Source organism: Nocardia sp. bgisy118, assembly GCF_057708605.1.
Genome location: NZ_JBYISM010000019.1, coordinates 79,288 through 95,819, shown reverse-complemented (window position 1 = coordinate 95,819; position 16,532 = coordinate 79,288). Strand labels below are relative to the sequence as shown.

Annotated in this window: 10 protein-coding genes; 5 read left to right on the top strand and 5 right to left on the bottom strand. The window is 69.2% G+C overall.

Annotated features, from left to right (window positions below; all coding sequences use genetic code 11):
- Positions 1-8 precede the first annotated feature (8 nt).
- From AC3EO7_RS22900 to AC3EO7_RS22890, 3 genes are all read right to left on the bottom strand, one after another.
- Positions 9-2,159: a 3-hydroxyacyl-CoA dehydrogenase NAD-binding domain-containing protein gene (locus AC3EO7_RS22900; protein WP_431966623.1), complete on the bottom strand. Its 2,151-nt coding sequence runs from the start codon at positions 2,157-2,159 to the stop codon at positions 9-11.
- A gap of 39 nt (positions 2,160-2,198) precedes the next feature.
- Positions 2,199-3,413, bottom strand: a complete 1,215-nt coding sequence (locus AC3EO7_RS22895; protein ID WP_431966621.1) for an acetyl-CoA C-acetyltransferase — start codon at positions 3,411-3,413, stop codon at positions 2,199-2,201.
- 335 nt (positions 3,414-3,748) lie between these two features.
- Positions 3,749-6,697 (bottom strand): DNA polymerase III subunit gamma and tau, encoded by a 2,949-nt coding sequence (locus AC3EO7_RS22890; RefSeq protein WP_435592349.1) that lies wholly within the window; start codon positions 6,695-6,697, stop codon positions 3,749-3,751.
- 480 nt (positions 6,698-7,177) lie between these two features.
- Between AC3EO7_RS22890 and AC3EO7_RS22885 the strand changes: the two genes are divergently transcribed.
- From AC3EO7_RS22885 to AC3EO7_RS22870, 4 genes are all read left to right on the top strand, one after another.
- The gene (locus AC3EO7_RS22885; protein ID WP_431966617.1) at positions 7,178-8,002 is read left to right on the top strand and encodes a hypothetical protein; all 825 of its coding nucleotides are present in this window, start codon (positions 7,178-7,180) and stop codon (positions 8,000-8,002) included.
- A gap of 89 nt (positions 8,003-8,091) precedes the next feature.
- On the top strand, positions 8,092-10,341 hold the full coding sequence (locus AC3EO7_RS22880; protein ID WP_435592348.1) for an MMPL family transporter: 2,250 nt from the start codon (positions 8,092-8,094) through the stop codon (positions 10,339-10,341).
- 44 nt (positions 10,342-10,385) lie between these two features.
- The gene (locus tag AC3EO7_RS22875) at positions 10,386-11,027 is read left to right on the top strand and encodes a TetR/AcrR family transcriptional regulator (protein ID WP_431966613.1); all 642 of its coding nucleotides are present in this window, start codon (positions 10,386-10,388) and stop codon (positions 11,025-11,027) included.
- A 50-nt stretch (positions 11,028-11,077) separates the two neighbouring features.
- Positions 11,078-12,379: an ammonium transporter gene (locus tag AC3EO7_RS22870; protein ID WP_435592347.1), complete on the top strand. Its 1,302-nt coding sequence runs from the start codon at positions 11,078-11,080 to the stop codon at positions 12,377-12,379.
- Between the two features lie 60 nt (positions 12,380-12,439).
- On the opposite strand, the gene AC3EO7_RS22865 is transcribed toward AC3EO7_RS22870, so the two are convergent.
- Together AC3EO7_RS22865 and AC3EO7_RS22860 are read right to left on the bottom strand one after the other, a co-directional pair.
- Positions 12,440-13,630: a neutral zinc metallopeptidase gene (locus AC3EO7_RS22865; protein ID WP_435592346.1), complete on the bottom strand. Its 1,191-nt coding sequence runs from the start codon at positions 13,628-13,630 to the stop codon at positions 12,440-12,442.
- A 1-nt stretch (position 13,631) separates the two neighbouring features.
- Positions 13,632-14,555: a neutral zinc metallopeptidase gene (locus AC3EO7_RS22860; protein ID WP_431966607.1), complete on the bottom strand. Its 924-nt coding sequence runs from the start codon at positions 14,553-14,555 to the stop codon at positions 13,632-13,634.
- Positions 14,556-14,854: 299 nt separating this feature from the next.
- On the opposite strand from AC3EO7_RS22860, the gene AC3EO7_RS22855 reads away from it, so the two are divergent.
- Positions 14,855-16,480, top strand: a complete 1,626-nt coding sequence (locus AC3EO7_RS22855; RefSeq protein WP_435592345.1) for a DUF2207 family protein — start codon at positions 14,855-14,857, stop codon at positions 16,478-16,480.
- The last annotated feature ends 52 nt before the right edge of the window (positions 16,481-16,532 follow it).

The window sequence follows — 16,532 nt, the reverse complement described above, 5'->3', positions numbered from 1 at the left end:
CGGCGCGATTACTTGCGCAGCGAGGCGGGAACCTCGAAGCGGTCGCCGTACTTGGCCTTCAGCTCGTCGGCGCGAGCCACGAAGCCCTCCTGGCCGCCCGGGTAGCCGACGATGAACTGGTGCACACCACCGGTCCAGGCCGGGTAACCGATGCCGAAGATCGAGCCGATGTTGGCGTCGGCGGTGGTCTCGAGCACACCCTCGTCGAAGCACTTCTGGGTCTCGATCGCCTCGATGAACAGCATCCGGTCGATCAGATCCTGGAGCGGCACGTTGAAGCCGGTGACCGACTTGAAGTGCTCACGCAGGCCGCCCCACAGGCCGGTCCGCTTGCCGTTCTCGTCGTACTCGTAGAAGCCCGCCTTCTCCAGACGACCCGGACGACCCTCGTTCACCATGTACTCGATGACGTCGATGGCCGGGTGCTTCTGCTTGCCCATGGTGGCGTCACCGCGGGCGATGGCCTCCTGGGTCTCCTTGGCGATCTTCAGCATGAGCTTCATGTTCAGCTCGTCCGACAGCTGCAGCGGCGCGGCCGGGTAGCCCGCCTGCGAGCCGGCCTGCTCGATGGTCGAAGGATCGATGCCCTCGCCCAGCATGGCGATCGCCTCGTTGACGAAGGTGCCGATCACGCGCGAGGTGAAGAAGCCGCGGCTGTCGTTGACGACGATCGGGGTCTTCTTGATCGCGAGGGTGTAGTCGAACACCCGGGCCAGCGCCTCGTCCGAGGTCTTCTCACCCTTGATGATCTCCACCAGCGGCATCTTGTCGACCGGCGAGAAGAAGTGGATGCCGATGAAGTCCTCCTGGCGCTTCACGCCGGCCGCGAGACCGGTGATCGGCAGGGTGGAGGTGTTCGAGCCGAGCAGCGCGTCCGCGTCGACGATGTCCTCGATCTCCTGGAACACCTTGTGCTTGAGCTCGGTGTTCTCGAAGACGGCCTCGATCACGAAGTCGACGCCGGCGAAGTCCTTGGCGTCGGCGGACGGCGTGATCCGGTCGAGCAGCGCCTTGGACTTCTCCTCGGTGGTCTTGCCACGGGAGAGGGCCTTGGCCTCGATCTTCTCGGAGTAGTTCTTGCCGCGCTCGGCCGCCTCGATGGTGACGTCCTTCAGCACGACCTCGTAGCCCGCCTTGGCGGAGACGTACGCGATGCCCGCGCCCATCATGCCCGCGCCGAGCACGCCGATCTTCTTGATGTCCTTCTTCGGCACGTCCTTCGGACGCGAGCCGCCGTTGTTGATCGACTGCAGGTCGAAGAAGAACGCCTGGATCATGTTCTTCGCGACCGGGCCGGTCAGCAGGTGGACGAAGTAACGCGACTCGATGAGCGAGGCGTTGTCGATGTCGACCTGCGCGCCCTCGACCGCGGCGGCCATGATGGCGCGCGGCGCGGGCATGTTGGTGCCCTTGAGCTGCTTACGCAGGTTGGCCGGGAACGCGGGCAGGTTCGCCGCGAAGGCCGGGGTGGACGGGGTGCCACCGGGGATCTTGTAGCCCTTCTTGTCCCAGGGCTGCACGCCACCCTCGGGGTTGGCCTTGATCCACGCCTTGGCGGCCGGGACCAGCTCCTCGATCGAGCCGACGACCTCGTTGATCAGGCCGATTTCCTTGGCCTTGCCCGGGCGGTACTTCTGGCCCTGCAGCAGCACCTGCATGAGCGCGCCCTGGAGGCCGAGCATGCGCACGGTGCGGGTGACACCGCCACCGGCGGGCAGCAGGCCCAGGCTGACCTCGGGCAGGCCCAGCTGCACACCCGGCACGTCGGCCGCGATGCGGTAGTGGGTCGCGAGGGTGATCTCGAGGCCGCCGCCGAGCGCGGCGCCGTTGATCGCGGAAACGACCGGCTTGCCGAGCTGCTCGAGGCGACGCAGCGCACCCTTGATGGTGCCCAGCTCGTCCATGAGGGCCTGGCCGTCTTCCGGGCCGACCTTCATCATGTTCTTCAGGTCGCCGCCCGCGAAGAAGGTCTTCTTCGCCGAGGTCAGCACCACGCCGGTGATGCTGTCCTTCTCGGCCTCGAGCCGGTCGACGGTCGCGGTCATCGACGTCTTGTACAGCTCGTTCATCGTGTTGGCGCCCTGGTTCGGGTCGTCCATCGTCAGTACGACGATGCCGTCCGAATCCTGCTCCCAACCGATCATGTTGGTTTCGCTCACAGCTCTGTGTCTCCTTGAATTCTGTGCTGTCGGTTGGGGTTAGACGCGCTCGATGATCGTCGCCACGCCCATGCCGCCACCGATGCACAGCGTGATCAGCGCGTAGCGGCCGTTGCGGCGCTCCAGCTCGTCGACCATGGTGCCGGTGATCATCGCGCCGGTGGCGCCCAGCGGGTGGCCCATCGCGATGGCGCCGCCGTTGACGTTCAGCTTCTCGTCCGGGATGTTCAGGTCCTTCTGGAACTTCAGCACCACGGAGGCGAACGCCTCGTTGATCTCGACCAGGTCGATGTCGTCGAGGGTCAGACCCGCCTTGGCCAGCGCCTTCTTGGCGGCCGGGGTGGGACCGGTCAGCATGATGGTGGAGTCGGCGCCACTGGTGGCGGTCGCGACGACGCGCGCACGCGGGGTCAGGCCGGAGGCCTTGCCCGCCTCTTCGGAACCGATCAGCACCAGCGCGGCGCCGTCGACGATGCCGGAGCTGTTGCCGCCGTGGTGCACGTGGTTGATCTTCTCCACGAAGTGGAACTTCTGCAGCGCCACGGCGTCGAAGCCACCCATTTCACCGATCACGGCGAAGGATGGGTTCAGCTTGGCCAGGTCCTCGGCCTTGGTGCCGGGACGCATGTGCTCGTCGTTGTCGAGGACGACGAGGCCGTTCTGGTCCTTGACCGGAACGATCGACTTGGCGAAGTAGCCGCCGGTGGTGGCCTTGGCGGCCAGGTCCTGCGAGCGCACGGCGTAGGCGTCCACGTCATCGCGGGAGAAGCCCTCGATGGTGGCGATCAGGTCGGCGGAAACACCCTGCGGCACGAAGTAGGTGTCGTAGTTGGTGGTCGGGTCCATCGCCCAGGCGCCGCCGTCGGAGCCCATCGCAACGCGGGACATGGACTCGACGCCACCGGCGATGACCAGGTCGTCGAAGCCCGAGCGCACCTTCTGCGCGGCCAGGTTCACGGCCTCGAGGCCGGAGGCGCAGAAGCGGTTGAGCTGGAAGCCGCCGACGGTGTCGGGCAGGCCGGCCACGGTCACGGCGGTGCGGGCGATGTCGGCACCCTGGTCACCCACCGGTGCGACGACACCGAGGATCAGGTCGGAGATCCGGTCCTCGTCGAGGTTCGGGAAACGGCCGCGCAGCTCCTGGATCAGACCAACAGTCAGGTCGATCGGCTTGACCGAGTGCAGCGAACCGTTCTTCTTGCCGCGTCCGCGCGGGGTGCGGATGGCCTCGTAAATGTAGGCCTCTGTGGTCATATCGGAGTGTTTCCTTCCTTGGGGTGCGCCTGCACCGCGTTGTGCGGCACGGCCGCGGGTCACCTCGCCGACCGGCCATGAGACCGACCGTCCGTATTCAGTTTGCCGTGCTCACGAGGCCCAGCGCGGTGACGCGAGGTTCCGTCTCCAGGCCCGTCGCTCGCACCGCATAACGCTGTACAAAAGTCGGCGAGCACCAGCGGACGTACGTTCCGGACACGCCCGTACGCCTGGGCATACCATAGAACGCCGCCACACCGGAGCTCACGGCCACCCGTTCATACTACCGTCGTGTGCGAACTCCGGTTAACTTAACGTCCTCGAGGCGGTGGTTGTCAACCATCCAGCCGTGTGGCACCGAGCTCACTGCGGAGCAATTCCAGGGCGACCTCGTCGGGGTCGTGACGGGCCTCGGGCGCCACCGGCTTGGCGGCCTCGGCCAGCATCTCCTGCTCCTCTTCCGGCGTCGAGGGCCCCGGCACGCCGGCAGGGGCCGATCCGGCCGAGCTGGAGAGCGATTCGTAACCGCCTGGATCGGGCGGCGGGTAGTCGCCGGGGCCGGGGTCGTCGGGTAGGTCCGGATAATCAGGCGGCGGGATGTCGTCGTCGCCGGACCGCGTGGGCGGAGCGGGCCGCTGCCCGCGAGCAGGAGCGTCGCCCGCGGCGTTCACCCTGGCCTGGCTGGGTCGCGAGAATCGAGGCGGGCCCGTTTCGCCGCGGCCGCCTTGGCTTCCCACGCCGCGCCCGGCCGCACCCTGTCCCGTGCCCCGCGCGCCCTTCGACGGCTGGGCCGCGGGACGCGGGGTCGCGCCACCGGCCTCCCAGCGAATCTCGTGGTCGCTCCCGAGCACGGCCCGCACCGCCGCGCGCACGGCCTCGACATTGCGTGCCTCGGACAACCGCTGCGCCAGCGGCGCGTGCTGGTGCGCGAACACGATGGCCGTGCCCTCGACCCGCGCCACCGAGGCACCCGACAGCAACGCCTGCACGGTCGGTCCGAACTCCCTGACCTTGGCCCGGATCTCCGCCCACGCGCCCTCGACGGCTCGCAGCAGATCCGCGCCCTGCGCACCCACAGGCTCGTCGGGCAACGCCGCAGCCATCGATTCCGCGGACTCGACGGGCCGTTCCGCCGCCGTCGCGCCGCCGAAGCGATCGGCGGACGATTCCTCGGTCACTTGCCCGGAACGGGAGCTCGTATCGGAAACTGACTGTGCCACTTGATATCCCGCGCGTTCGGCCGGTTCCCGGCGAGCGTCGCCCTCGGCCGGACCGGCGGTGGCGCTCCCCGAAAACGCGGCGCGTTCGGTCGGGCGACCCGTACCGGCCGCGACAGTCGACGGGGGCTCCCCAGCCCCGCTTTCCCCGTCGACGGACCCCGCGGGTCGCTCCCCCACTCGATCCGACGCGGCTTCGGCGTACGGCGCGGCGGGCCGATCGGCGCGCGGCGGAGCGGCCGATTCCTCCGAGGCTCTGGGCCGCCCCTCGGTCCGATGACCCGGCGCGTCGGCGGCCTGCGGCTCGGCTTCGCCCCGGCGGACGGGCTCGGCAGTCGATTCGACTCGATCCTCGGCGTTCCGCGCTGCTGTCCCGCCCACGTGGCCCTCGGCCACCGCGGACACGGGAGCGGCCGCGCCCGGGGCTTCGCCTCGCGGGGCTTCGTCTCGCGCTCCGGCTACGGCCGCGTCGCCGCGCTGGGCCGAGTCAGCGCTCGGCGCGACAGCACCGCGCTCGGCAGCGGCAGAGTCGCCGCTCGATTCGGTGGCGTCGCCGCGCCCTGCAGCGGCCGCCGCGATCGCGTCCTCACGCTGGTCGTCCTGTCGCGCGATGGGCGCAGCCGGGGCGGCGGCGGAAGGCTGCGGACCACCGTCGGATGCTTCCGCCTGCGCACCGGCGGGCGATTGAGCGCGGTCCGTGCGCTCGACGGAAGTGCTTCCTCCCGCGTCGCTTTCGATGCCACCCTGGGCCGAACCTCCGCCCCGAGACTTGTTCTCACGCAACGCGGCGAGCGCCTCCGCGCCCCGGCGACGCGGGGGCTCACCCGGTGCGCGGGCCGGGGCGGGTGCGGCGGTCCGGCTCGCCTCGGCGGCGGGAGCGGAGGCCGGGGCTGGGGCCGGGGCGATCGCACCGCCCGCGAAGCCGCGTTCGAGGCGTTCCAGGCGCTGAAGCGCGGCGGACTCCGTGCCGGAGACCGAGGGCAAGAGCATGCGGGCGCACACGACCTCGAGCAGCAGCCGGGGCGCGGTGGCGCCGCGCATCTCGCCCAGACCCTCGTGCAGCAGTTCGGCGTAGCGGGTCAGGGTGGCGGGGCCGAGGCGCTGCGCCTGGTCGCGCATGCGGTCCAGCACGTCGCCCGGCCCGGACACCAGGCCGCGGTCGGCGGCGTCGGGCACCGCGCGCAACAGGATCAGATCGCGGAAACGCTCCAGCAGGTCGACCGCGAAACGGCGCGGATCGTGCCCCGCCTCCATGACGCTGTCCACGGTGCCGAACAGCGCCGCGCCGTCGTCGGCGGCCAGCGCCTCCACCGCGTCGTCGATGAGCGCGACGTCGGTGACGCCGAGCAGCGCGACGGCACGGTTGTAGGTGACGCCCTCCGGGCCCGCGCCCGCGAGCAGCTGGTCGAGCACGCTGAGGCTGTCGCGCGGGGAACCGCCGCCCGCGCGAATCACCAACGGATACACCGCTTCCTCGACCGGAACGTTTTCCTGTTCGCAGATCTTGCCGAGCAGCCCGCGCATCGTCGCGGGCGGCAGCAGCCGGAACGGGTAGTGGTGGGTGCGCGAGCGGATGGTCGGCAGCACCTTGTCGGGCTCGGTGGTGGCGAAGATGAAGATCAGGTGGGCGGGCGGTTCCTCGACGATCTTGAGCAGCGCGTTGAAGCCCGCGGTGGTGACCATGTGGGCCTCGTCGACGATGAAGACGCGATACCGGGATTCGGCGGGCGCGTAGAAGGCGCGGTCGCGCAGCTCGCGGGTGTCGTCGACGCCGCCGTGGCTCGCGGCGTCGAGTTCGATCACGTCGAGATTGCCCGGTCCGCCCGGCCCGAGCGCCACGCAGGACGGGCAGACTCCGCACGGCCGCGACGTCGGGCCCTGCACGCAGTTCAGCGAACGCGCGAGGATGCGCGCCGACGAGGTCTTACCGCAGCCCCGCGGACCGGAGAACAGATAGGCATGACTGATCCGTCCGGTGTCGAGCGCGATGCTCAGCGGGTCGGTGACGTGCTCCTGACCCACCACCTCAGCGAACGTTGCCGGTCGGTACTTCCGGTACAGAGCCACGGCCAGAGGTTACCGGCGACCACCGACAAAGCGGTCGGCGACCGGGGTCTCACGCGGGCGAGCCGTCGCGCCGCTCACGGCGTACCGCGAGATTCCCTTCGAATGTGATGCAGATCACATGATTCCAGGAGACTCCTTCCGCCGCTTCGTTCCTCTCACAAACCGGCAACATGACAGCAATCGTGTATCTGTCGGTTATCAAAAACCGGACGAAGCAGTTCGTCCGCCTTTCTCGCCAGCGGTAATGCATACTCACGCCCCGGTTATGCCCCTTTTTGTCGATGTAACGAATAAGTCAACCCGGGTGACAGCTAGCGCGCCGCTGGCTACCGTGGCTGTTGGCAACTTCGGTAGCCAAACCTTCATCAGGTTGGTGACCCCGGCCGGTCCCTCATCCCGACCGGGGCACAACCTGAACACCTCCCGGCCCCAGTGCGACATCGCCGAACTCCCACCGCGTATATCGGAGGACCGTTCCACGTGCCGTCGTGTGACGACATCGCCGCCGCCTGGCTCTCCAATACCGACTTCGCCGGCGATCGAGCCGCCGTCGGACTGCTCAGCCGCGCCATCAGCCCCCAGGAATTCGCGATCAAACGCGATTCGCTGCCGGTGACCGCCGCCGCAGATCCCGCCACCGCCTCGGCCATTCTCGAGTTGCTCGAACGCGGTCAGGTGCCGACCATGGCCGCGATCCGAACCCTCACCGCGCAGAACGAGATGCGCCGCGAGGCAGAGCGCATCGAACGGCTCGGCCGCCGCGCCCAGCGCAGCATCGACGACTTCGGCCGCGTGCTCGCCCGTCTCGCGCACGAGCACTGGATGACCCACGGCGTCGGCCCCACCCGCCGCGACATCCTCTCCTCCGAACCGGTGACGGCGCTGATCAAGGAACGCATCGGCGTCATCGCGCCCAACGCGGTCAAACACCTGTGGCTGGTCGAGCGCGCCCAGCGGGCGGGCTGGATCGCTTCCAACGCGAATCCGCAGTCGCTCTGCGCGGCAAGGCGTTTCCACGCCGCCAAATACGGGAACCGGGTCTCACTGCGGCCGGTCAACACGATCGGGACGCTCGTGGCCGGGCATCTCTCCGCTCACCTGGACGAACACGGCCGTCCGCCGCGCTGGTCGAACCTCGCGCGCGACCTGCGCGACGACCGTGGACGCCGTGTCTTCCACGACACCGCCGACGCGCGGGCCCAGGAGCTGTGGCTCACCACCGCCGAGTGGGTTGTTGTCGAGGACGATCTGCCGATCCCCGGCCGCCGCGGCCGGCGCGCGCTGACCCGGAAGAACCGCGGCTGAGCGATGTCCCGGCCACTGCTTTCGGCCACTCGACACCCATGAGTTAACAGCGTTACGCTAACCGCGTTAACTCACGGAGGGGAGCCGCGATGCTCTATCGGATCGCACGAACGGCCACGCGATACCCGCGCGTCATCCTGATCACCGCGCTGGCCTTGGTGATCGGGTGCGGACTCTTCGGCGCCACCGCGGCCACGCACCTGAAATCCGGCGGATTCGTCTCGGACGACGCCGAATCCTCGCAGGTCAACCGGATTATCGCGGACAACTTCGGCGGCGCTTCGCCCAACTACGTCCTGCTGGTGAGCACCGAGAGCGGCGTCGACAGCCCCGCCGCGCGCGCCGCGGGCATGCGACTCGTCGACGCGCTGCGCGCACGCCCCGACGTGACCGCCGTGCAGTCCTACTGGACCACTCCGCTGCCGTTCTCGACCGCGTTGCGCAGCAACGACGGCGGGTCGAGCGCGCTGATCGCCGCCTTCATCGAAGGCGACGACACCGAGGTGCAGAAAATCGCGGGCGAACTCACCGAACAGCTCACCGGCGCCGCCGACGGCGTGACGGTACGTCAAGGCGGCATGGCCGCGATCTATCACGACGTCAACGAGCAGACCACCCTCGACCTGGCCCTCGCCGAGAGCATCGCGGTGCCGTTGTCGATGATCGTGCTCATCCTGGTGTTCGGCAGCTTGGTCGCGGCGGCCCTGCCGCTGGCCGTCGGCCTCTTCGCGATCGCGGCGACGCTGGCCATCCTGCGGTTGTTCACGCTCGTCACCGACGTGTCCATCTACGCGCTGAACATGACGACCGCGCTCGGCCTGGCCCTCGCGATCGACTACAGCCTGTTCATCGTCAGCCGATACCGCGAGGAACTGGGCAACGGCCTCGACCCGACGGCGGCCACCATCCGCGCCGTGCAGACCGCGGGGCGCACGGTGCTGTTCTCCGCGCTCACCGTCGCGCTGTCGCTGGCCGCGCTCAGCGTGTTCAACCTGTACTTCCTGAGGTCCTTCGCCTACGCGGGCGTCGCGGTGGTCGCGGCAGCGGCCGCGGCGGCGATCGTGATCCTGCCCGCCGCGCTGGTGCTGCTCGGGTACCGCGTCAACTCGCTCGACCTGCGCGTTCCGCTGCGGCGGATGTTCCGGCGCCCGCCGCCAGCAGGCCCGGTGCCGCCGGCGGAGTCCGGCTGGTACCAGCTGGTCACGCGGGTGATGCGGCACGCGGTGCCGGTGACCGTGGTGATCATCGCGCTGCTGCTCGTCCTCGGTGCGCCGTTCCTGTCGGTGAGGTTCGGCTACCCCGACGACCGGGTGCTGCCCACCTCCTCGACCAGCAGGCAGGTCGGCGATGAGCTGCGGGCGCACTTCCCGCAGGCCGATCCCGGCGCGAGCACCACGATCGTGCTGGACGGCTACACCGGTGACACCGCAGGCGTCGGCACGTACGCCACGCGGCTTTCCGAACTGCCGAACGTGCCCGCCGTGCTGTCCAGCGCGGGCACCTTCGTGAACGGTGCGCGGGTCGGGGCGGCGCCGCCCGGCATGGCCAACGACACGGGGACCTACCTCACCGTCGTCAGTTACGTCGACCCCTTCTCCCCCGAGGGCGAACGTCAGCTGCGCGCGATCGAGGCGGTGCCCGCGCCCGGGCCCGCGCTGTACGGCGGCGCGGCCGCGGTCAACGCGGATTCGCTTGCCGCGCTGAGCGATCGACTGCCGTTGGCCGCCACGCTGATCGTGCTGGCCACGTTGGTGGTGCTGTTCCTGTTCACCGGAAGCGTCGTGCTGCCGATCAAGGCACTGGCGCTCAACACCCTCTCGCTCGCGGCCGCCTTCGGCGCGATGGTGTGGGTGTTCCAGGAGGGACACCTGTCGAACCTGCTCGGCTTCACCGCGGTCGGCTACATGGTGCCGACCATGCCGATCCTGATGTTCTGCCTGGCCTTCGGCTTGTCCATGGACTACGAGGTGTTCCTGCTCTCGCGGATCCGCGAGGAGTGGTTGCGCACCCACGACAACAACCGCGCGGTGGCCATCGGCGTCGCCCGCACCGGCCGGATCTTCACCGCCGCCGCGGTGCTGATGGCTATCGTGTTGGGCGCGCTGATCACCTCGAAGGTCTCGTTCATGCAGCTGATGGGTCTCGGCCTCACCTTGACCGTGCTCGTCGACGCGACGATCATCCGGGCCCTGCTCGCGCCTGCGCTGATGCGCCTGCTCGGCACGGCCAACTGGTGGGCACCGAAAACCCTTGTCCGGCTGCATGATCGGATCGGCCTCGCGGAGGACGTCGACCAGGACGCCATCGCACGGGAACCCGAGCACGTGGGACGTCCATGACCCTGCACCGTCGACCTCGATCACCGCGCGGTTCCGGCGCGCAATTGCGTACCGAGATACTCACCGCCACAGCGGAATTGCTCGCGCGCACCGGCCGGGCCGACGCGGTGTCGATCCGCGAGGTGAGCAAGCTCGTCGGGGTGAGCGCACCGTCCATCTACCGGCATTTCGCCGACAAGGACGAGCTGATCGAGGCAGCGGTGGCCAAGGCGTTCGAGGATCTGGCCGACGCCATGCGCGCGGCCACCGACCCCACGGTGTCGCCGATGACCCGGCTGCGCGATCAGGGCCTGGCCTACGTGCGCTACGCGCTGGAGCACCCGGCGCAGTACCGGGTGGCGGCCGGGCCCACCGAGAGCGGCGGCGCGGTGGACGAGGTGCTCACCAGCGGCGCGTTCCAGCATTTCGCGGCGTCTGTGCGCGAGTGCATGGCGGAGGGCACGATCGCGCCGGGCGATCCGCTGCCGGTCGTGCTCGACCTGTGGGCCGTCGTGCACGGCCTCGCTTCCCTGCTGATCGCCAAACCGCATCTGCCGTGGGGCGATCACGAGGAGATGGCGAATCGCATCATGTGCGCGGCCTGCCTCGGGCACACCGTGCTGAACATGGTCGGCGGCACGCCGAGCCCCGACGAGCTGGACGTCTGGCTGGACGAAAACCTCCCGCAGTGGCGGAAGACCTCGTGAGCGTTCGGTAACTTCTTCGCGACGCATGCCCGCAGAAGGAGTTACCCGCCATGCCACCGACCATCGATCCCGCGGCCACCGCCTGGCTGCTCGGCAGCACCGCTCTTGTGCTGCTGATGACGCCCGGCCTGGCCATCTTCTACGGCGGCATGGTGCGTTCGACCGGCGTGCTCAACATGCTGATGATGAGCTTCATCGCCATCCCGCTCGTCACGGTGACCTGGCTGTTGTTCGGCTACAGCCTGGCCTTCGGCCCCGACGCGGGCGGCGGACTGATCGGCACGCTCGAGCACGTCGGCTTGGCGGGCATCGACCCGACGACGGTGCGCGGCACGGTGCCGGAACTGCTCTACGCGACCTTCCAGCTCACCTTCGCCATTCTGACCGCGGCGCTGGTCAGCGGCGCCATCGCCGACCGAGCCAAGTTCTCCGGCTGGATGGTCTTCGTGCCGCTGTGGACGCTGGCCGTGTACGTGCCGATCGCGCACTGGGTGTGGGGACCGGACGGCTGGCTGGCGAAGTTCGGCGCGCTGGACTACGCGGGCGGCCTGGTGGTGGAGATCGCCTCCGGCGCCTCCGCGCTGGCGCTCGCGCTGGTGCTCGGCCCGCGCATCGGCTTCAAGGTGGACGCGATGCGACCGCACAACCTGCCGTTCGTGCTGCTCGGCGCGGGTCTGCTGTGGTTCGGCTGGTTCGGCTTCAACGCGGGCTCGTCGCTGAACGCCAGCGGTCTGGCCGCGGCGGTGTTCCTGAACACACTGATCGCGGGCTGCCTCGGCATGCTCGGCTGGCTCGCGGTGGAGCGCGTGCGCGACGGCCACCCGACCACCTTCGGTGCCGCGTCCGGCGTCGTCGCGGGCCTGGTGGCGATCACTCCGTCCTGCGGATACGTCGACACTCTCGGCGCGGTCGTCGTCGGGCTCGCGGCGGGCACGGTGTGTTCGTTCGCGGTCGGCTGGAAGTTCAAGGCCAACTACGACGACTCCCTCGACGTGGTCGGCGTGCACTTCGTCGGCGGCGTGGTCGGCACGGTGCTCATCGGTCTGCTCGCCAGCCAGGTGATGACCGGCGGCGTGGAAGGTCTGCTGTACGGCGGTGGGCTCACCCAGCTCGGCAAGCAGCTGCTCGGCGCGGTGGCGGTCGCGGCTTACGCCTTCGGCGTCTCGTTCGCCCTCGGCAAGGGCATCGACAGGTTCCTCGGCTTCCGGATCAGCAAGGAGGACGAAACCTCTGGCATCGACTTCGCGCTGCACGCGGAGACCGCGTACGCCGAAGGGGTGCACGGGCATTCGCCGCGCGGGCATTTCGGCATCGGCGGCGGGCACACGCCGCACGATCGGGACGAGGACTGAGCGACCGGCTAGCTGGCCCTGCAGTGCCGGGCCGGGGCCGGACCTGATCGGCCGAAGAGCTCAGGACACCGCATCGGCCGAGGCAACCCAGGAATTGCATTTCTGGACCCGGTTGTTCCGATAGCCGTACTCGTACCAGAGACCGTAGTTCTGCTTCGATCCGTGGTCGCGCGCGTCACCGGGGTTGTCGCCACGGGTGTAGTTGTCCCGAACCGTGTTCTCGCCCTGCGCCCCGGAGACCGAACCGACATAGGCCGACGAGCCGATGAACATCCCGCCGAAGCACTGCGCGCCCAGCTCCATGCGGCGCGACAACTCGAGGCCCCGCGCGCTGCGCGGCCCCGCGTTGTAGCGTTCCTCGTGCGTGCGCTTCGAAATACCACTGATCGCCTGCACGTGGTGGCCGTACTCGTGCGCGAACACCGTCAGGTAGATGACCCAGTTGTCGCCGTACAAATTGGTCTGGATCTTGTCCAGCGGCATATAGATGGTGTTGTTCATCGAGCAGTAGAACGCCGCGTAGTTGCCGCCCGCGCTGGTGCACGGCGAGACCGCGTCGACGCCGCGGGCGGGGACGCTGATGTTCGGCGGCGAGAACGGCAGGTTCTCGTAATCGAGCAGCGCTTTCCACATCTGCCCGAGGCACGTGGAGGCCGACTGGAAGAACGCTTGGGCCGCGGCCACATTCGGGGCCCAGCGCGAGAACGTGCACTGGATGTTGTTCAATCCCGTGTCCACGTGCGTGAACAGCGGATGATCGCCGAGCTTCGCCACCGGCTGCGGCCCGGCGGGTCTGGTCGGCGTGGCCGAGGTGGTGCGGACCGGACTGCTCGCCGCGGTGGTCGGACGTGCCGCCGACGTGGTCGTCGCCGCGGACGACGAAGGAATCGTCGGCGTATAGGTGTAGCTCGGCGTGTACGCCGTTGTCCTGCGGTCGTTCTCGCTCTCGCTGCTCGCCACCGCGACCGCCGCGGCGACCAGCGCGCCGACCATCAGGAAGATTCCCAGCACTCCGAACACCGCGCCCACTCCGCCGCCACCGCGCCGAGGCGGCGGATAGGGGCGCCCGTAACCAGGCGGCCCGTAAGGCGGAACGCCATAGCCCGGCGGCGGCCCGTAGGGAGCCGGCGCGTGTCCGGGGTACGGGTAACCCGGCAGCGGATATCCGGGCGGCGGCGCGTACCCGGGCGGCGGGCCGTACGGCGGCGGATAGTGTGGCTGGTGTCCGTAACCGTAAGGCGGCGTCGTCATCTCAACTCACCCTGCCTGCCGGAGCGGTGAAGGTGTTGCACTGGTTGGTGCGGTTCTTGTCCACGCCCTCTTCGAACCAGTCGCCGCTGTTCTCCGATGACCCGTGGTCGCGCGCGTCGGTCGGTCCGTCGCCTCGGCCATGCGCGTCCCGCCGCGCCACGCCGATCTGCGTGGAGGAGAGCGAACCGCCGTCCTCGGAGGACCCGAGGTACATGCCGTTGAAGCACTGCGCCTGCAACTCGATTCGCCGCGAGAGCTCCAGTCCGCGCTGGCTGCGCGCACCGGCGTCCACCCGCTCGCTGTTGGCCTTGCGCAGGATGCCCGACATGGCCTGCACGTGGTGGCCGTACTCGTGCGCGAACACCGAGAGGTAGACCACCCAATTGTCCTTGAACAGGTCGGTCTGCAACTGGCTGATCGGCATGTAGATGGTCTTGTTCGCCGGGCAGTAGAACGCGGCGAAGTTGGTGGTGGTGCCCGTGCACGGCGTGGAGATGCCCGCGGTGGAGGCGCTGACGTTCAGCGTCGGCGGTGTGAACGGCAAATTCGCCTTCTGCAGCACCGGTTTCCACACCGACTCCAGGCAGCCCGCCGCGGTCTCGAAGAACTTGCGCGCGGTCTCGACCTGGGTGCTCCACGGGGTGTAATCGCAGTCGGCCGGGATCAGCGTCGCGTTCGGATCGGTGAGCAGCGGGTTGTTGCCCGTCTCCGCGGCGCCCTGGGACCCGTCGGGGGTGTAGGTGAAGCTCGGCGACGGCCCCGAGGCGCGGTCGTTGCGGTCGCTGCGAATCGCGGTGCGCACCAACGCGCCCGCCACCAGGAACACCACGATGAGCAGCAGCGAGACGATCTTTCCTCCGCCCCCGCTCTTGCGCGGCGGGTACGGCGGACGGCCGGGCGGGCCGTAGGGCATAGGGGGCGGCATCGGCGGGCGGTACCCGGGCGGCTGACCGTAGCCGGGCGGCGCCGAATAGCCGGGCGGCGGAGCGTATCCCGGATGCTGCGCATAGCCCGGCGGCGGACCGTAGCCGGGCTGCGGCGGGTATCCGGGCGGGGGCCCGTAACCGGGACGGGGTCCGTAGCCAGGCGGCGGAACGGGGTGTCCACCAGGTGGAACCGGTCCATATCCGTACGGTGGTTGGGTCACTCCCCCGTACCCCCTCGCATCAGATGATCGTCGACAGCCGCTGACGAAGAATAGCAACCTGTCTAGAGTAGGCACTCATGCTGACATTTCGGGGGGCCGCCGCCGGCGTGCTGATGCTCGCCGCCGCGGGATTGGTGGCCACCGCGCCGGGTGCCAAGAGCGAACCGACGCCCGAGGGCGTGACCATCGTCGCCGATCTGAAACTCAGCCGCGAAGGCGTGCTCGAAGTCGACGAGACGGTGACCGTGCCATCCGGCGAATCGTTCAAGATGTCACTGCCGCTGCGCCTTCAGTTGCGCGACGACGTGGAACGGCGCTTCCAGGTCACCGATATCGACGCCAAGGGCGCGGGCACCGCGACGGTCGCCAACGATCAGTTCACCATCGACGCCAAACCCGGTGAGTCCAGCTACAAGTACTCGATCCACAACACCGTCAGCGACGCGCCCGGCACCCAGGTTTTCCACTGGCTAGGCGTGATGAACACCGACATCGCCTCCATCAGCGCCTCGCTGATCAGCCCGAGCTACGAAATGGCCATCGTGGACTGCAAACTCGGGCCGCCAGGCAACACGAGGCCGTGCGCCGACGTCCGGATCGAATCCGACGGCGTGCTCTGGCTGGAGCAGACCGACCTGCGCAAGGGCGACGCCATCGACCTGACCTTGCAACTGCCGCCGGGTACCGTCCCCGCGAACGCCGACATCGAGGACGCGAACGCACCCGGTCCGTTCTCGGTGACCGGTCCGGTGCTGGCCGCCTTCGGCGTGCTGCTGCTCGCGCTGGCGGGCTTGGCCGTCTTCGTGCTGCGCGCGCGTCGCGAGAACGCCGCGGCGGGAACCGGTTCCGACACCGTCGACCCGCTGCTGCGCGACGGCAACCAGGTGCAGTTCACCTCGCCCGAGGGCATTCTGCCCGGTGAGGCGGGCGTGCTGCTCGACGAGCACGCGGACGCCATCGATATCGCCGCCACCGTGGTGGATCTCGCGGTGCGCCGCTACATCTGGGTGACGCCGATCAGCGACAGCGACTGGCGCATCAATCGGGTGAACGCCGTCGACGACCAGCTACGCGACTACGAGAAGGCGGTGTACACGACGCTGCTGCCGGAAGGCGCCGACTCGGTCACCGTCGCCGAATTGCGCGCGCCGGGACGGGTGCAGGCCGAGCCGATCCGCCGGGCGATGGTCGACGACGCGGTGCGGCGTGGCGCCTTCGCCGACCGGTCCCGTATCGGCCTGCCGGTCTGGGTCGGCGGCGCGCTGATCGTCGCGGGCATTGCCGCCACGGTGGGTCTGGCCGTCACCGCGGGCTCCGCGCTGGTCGGCGTCGCGATCCTGCTCGCGGGCGTGGCGACCGTGCTGCTGCCCAAGTACCTTCCGGTGCGCACCCAGGCGGGCCGCAAGCTGACCTCGCAGGTGCGCGCCCTGCAACGCGGCCTGGATGCCACTCGGCGCGAACAGATTCCGCCGACCGATCAGGAGACGGTGTTCTCCCGCGCGTTGCCGTTCACCGTCATCGGCGGCCGCGCCGACAACTGGATCCGCGCGTTCCGCGACCTGAATCCGGCCGCCGACGCCCAGCCGGGTCTCTACTGGTTCGGCAGCTTCGAACGCGACCAGAACCTGCACCGCTTCGCCGCCCACTTCCCGTTCTTCATCACGGCGCTCGAAGGATTGTTCACCGGATCGTCGGCCCGCTGAGCGGGCACATACCGAAAGGCCGGGTTCTCCGAGGAGGACCCGGCCTTTCGGC

Excerpts from the sequence above, each read along its gene's own strand:
- AC3EO7_RS22895 (WP_431966621.1), bottom strand. The coding sequence starts at position 3,413 with ATGACCACAGAGGCCTACATTTACGAGGCCATCCGCACCCCGCGCGGA.
- AC3EO7_RS22880 (WP_435592348.1), top strand. The coding sequence starts at position 8,092 with ATGCTCTATCGGATCGCACGAACGGCCACGCGATACCCGCGCGTCATC.
- AC3EO7_RS22870 (WP_435592347.1), top strand. The coding sequence starts at position 11,078 with ATGCCACCGACCATCGATCCCGCGGCCACCGCCTGGCTGCTCGGCAGC.
- AC3EO7_RS22865 (WP_435592346.1), bottom strand. The coding sequence starts at position 13,630 with ATGACGACGCCGCCTTACGGTTACGGACACCAGCCACACTATCCGCCG.
- AC3EO7_RS22860 (WP_431966607.1), bottom strand. The coding sequence starts at position 14,555 with ATGCCGCCCCCTATGCCCTACGGCCCGCCCGGCCGTCCGCCGTACCCG.
- AC3EO7_RS22855 (WP_435592345.1), top strand. The coding sequence starts at position 14,855 with ATGCTGACATTTCGGGGGGCCGCCGCCGGCGTGCTGATGCTCGCCGCC.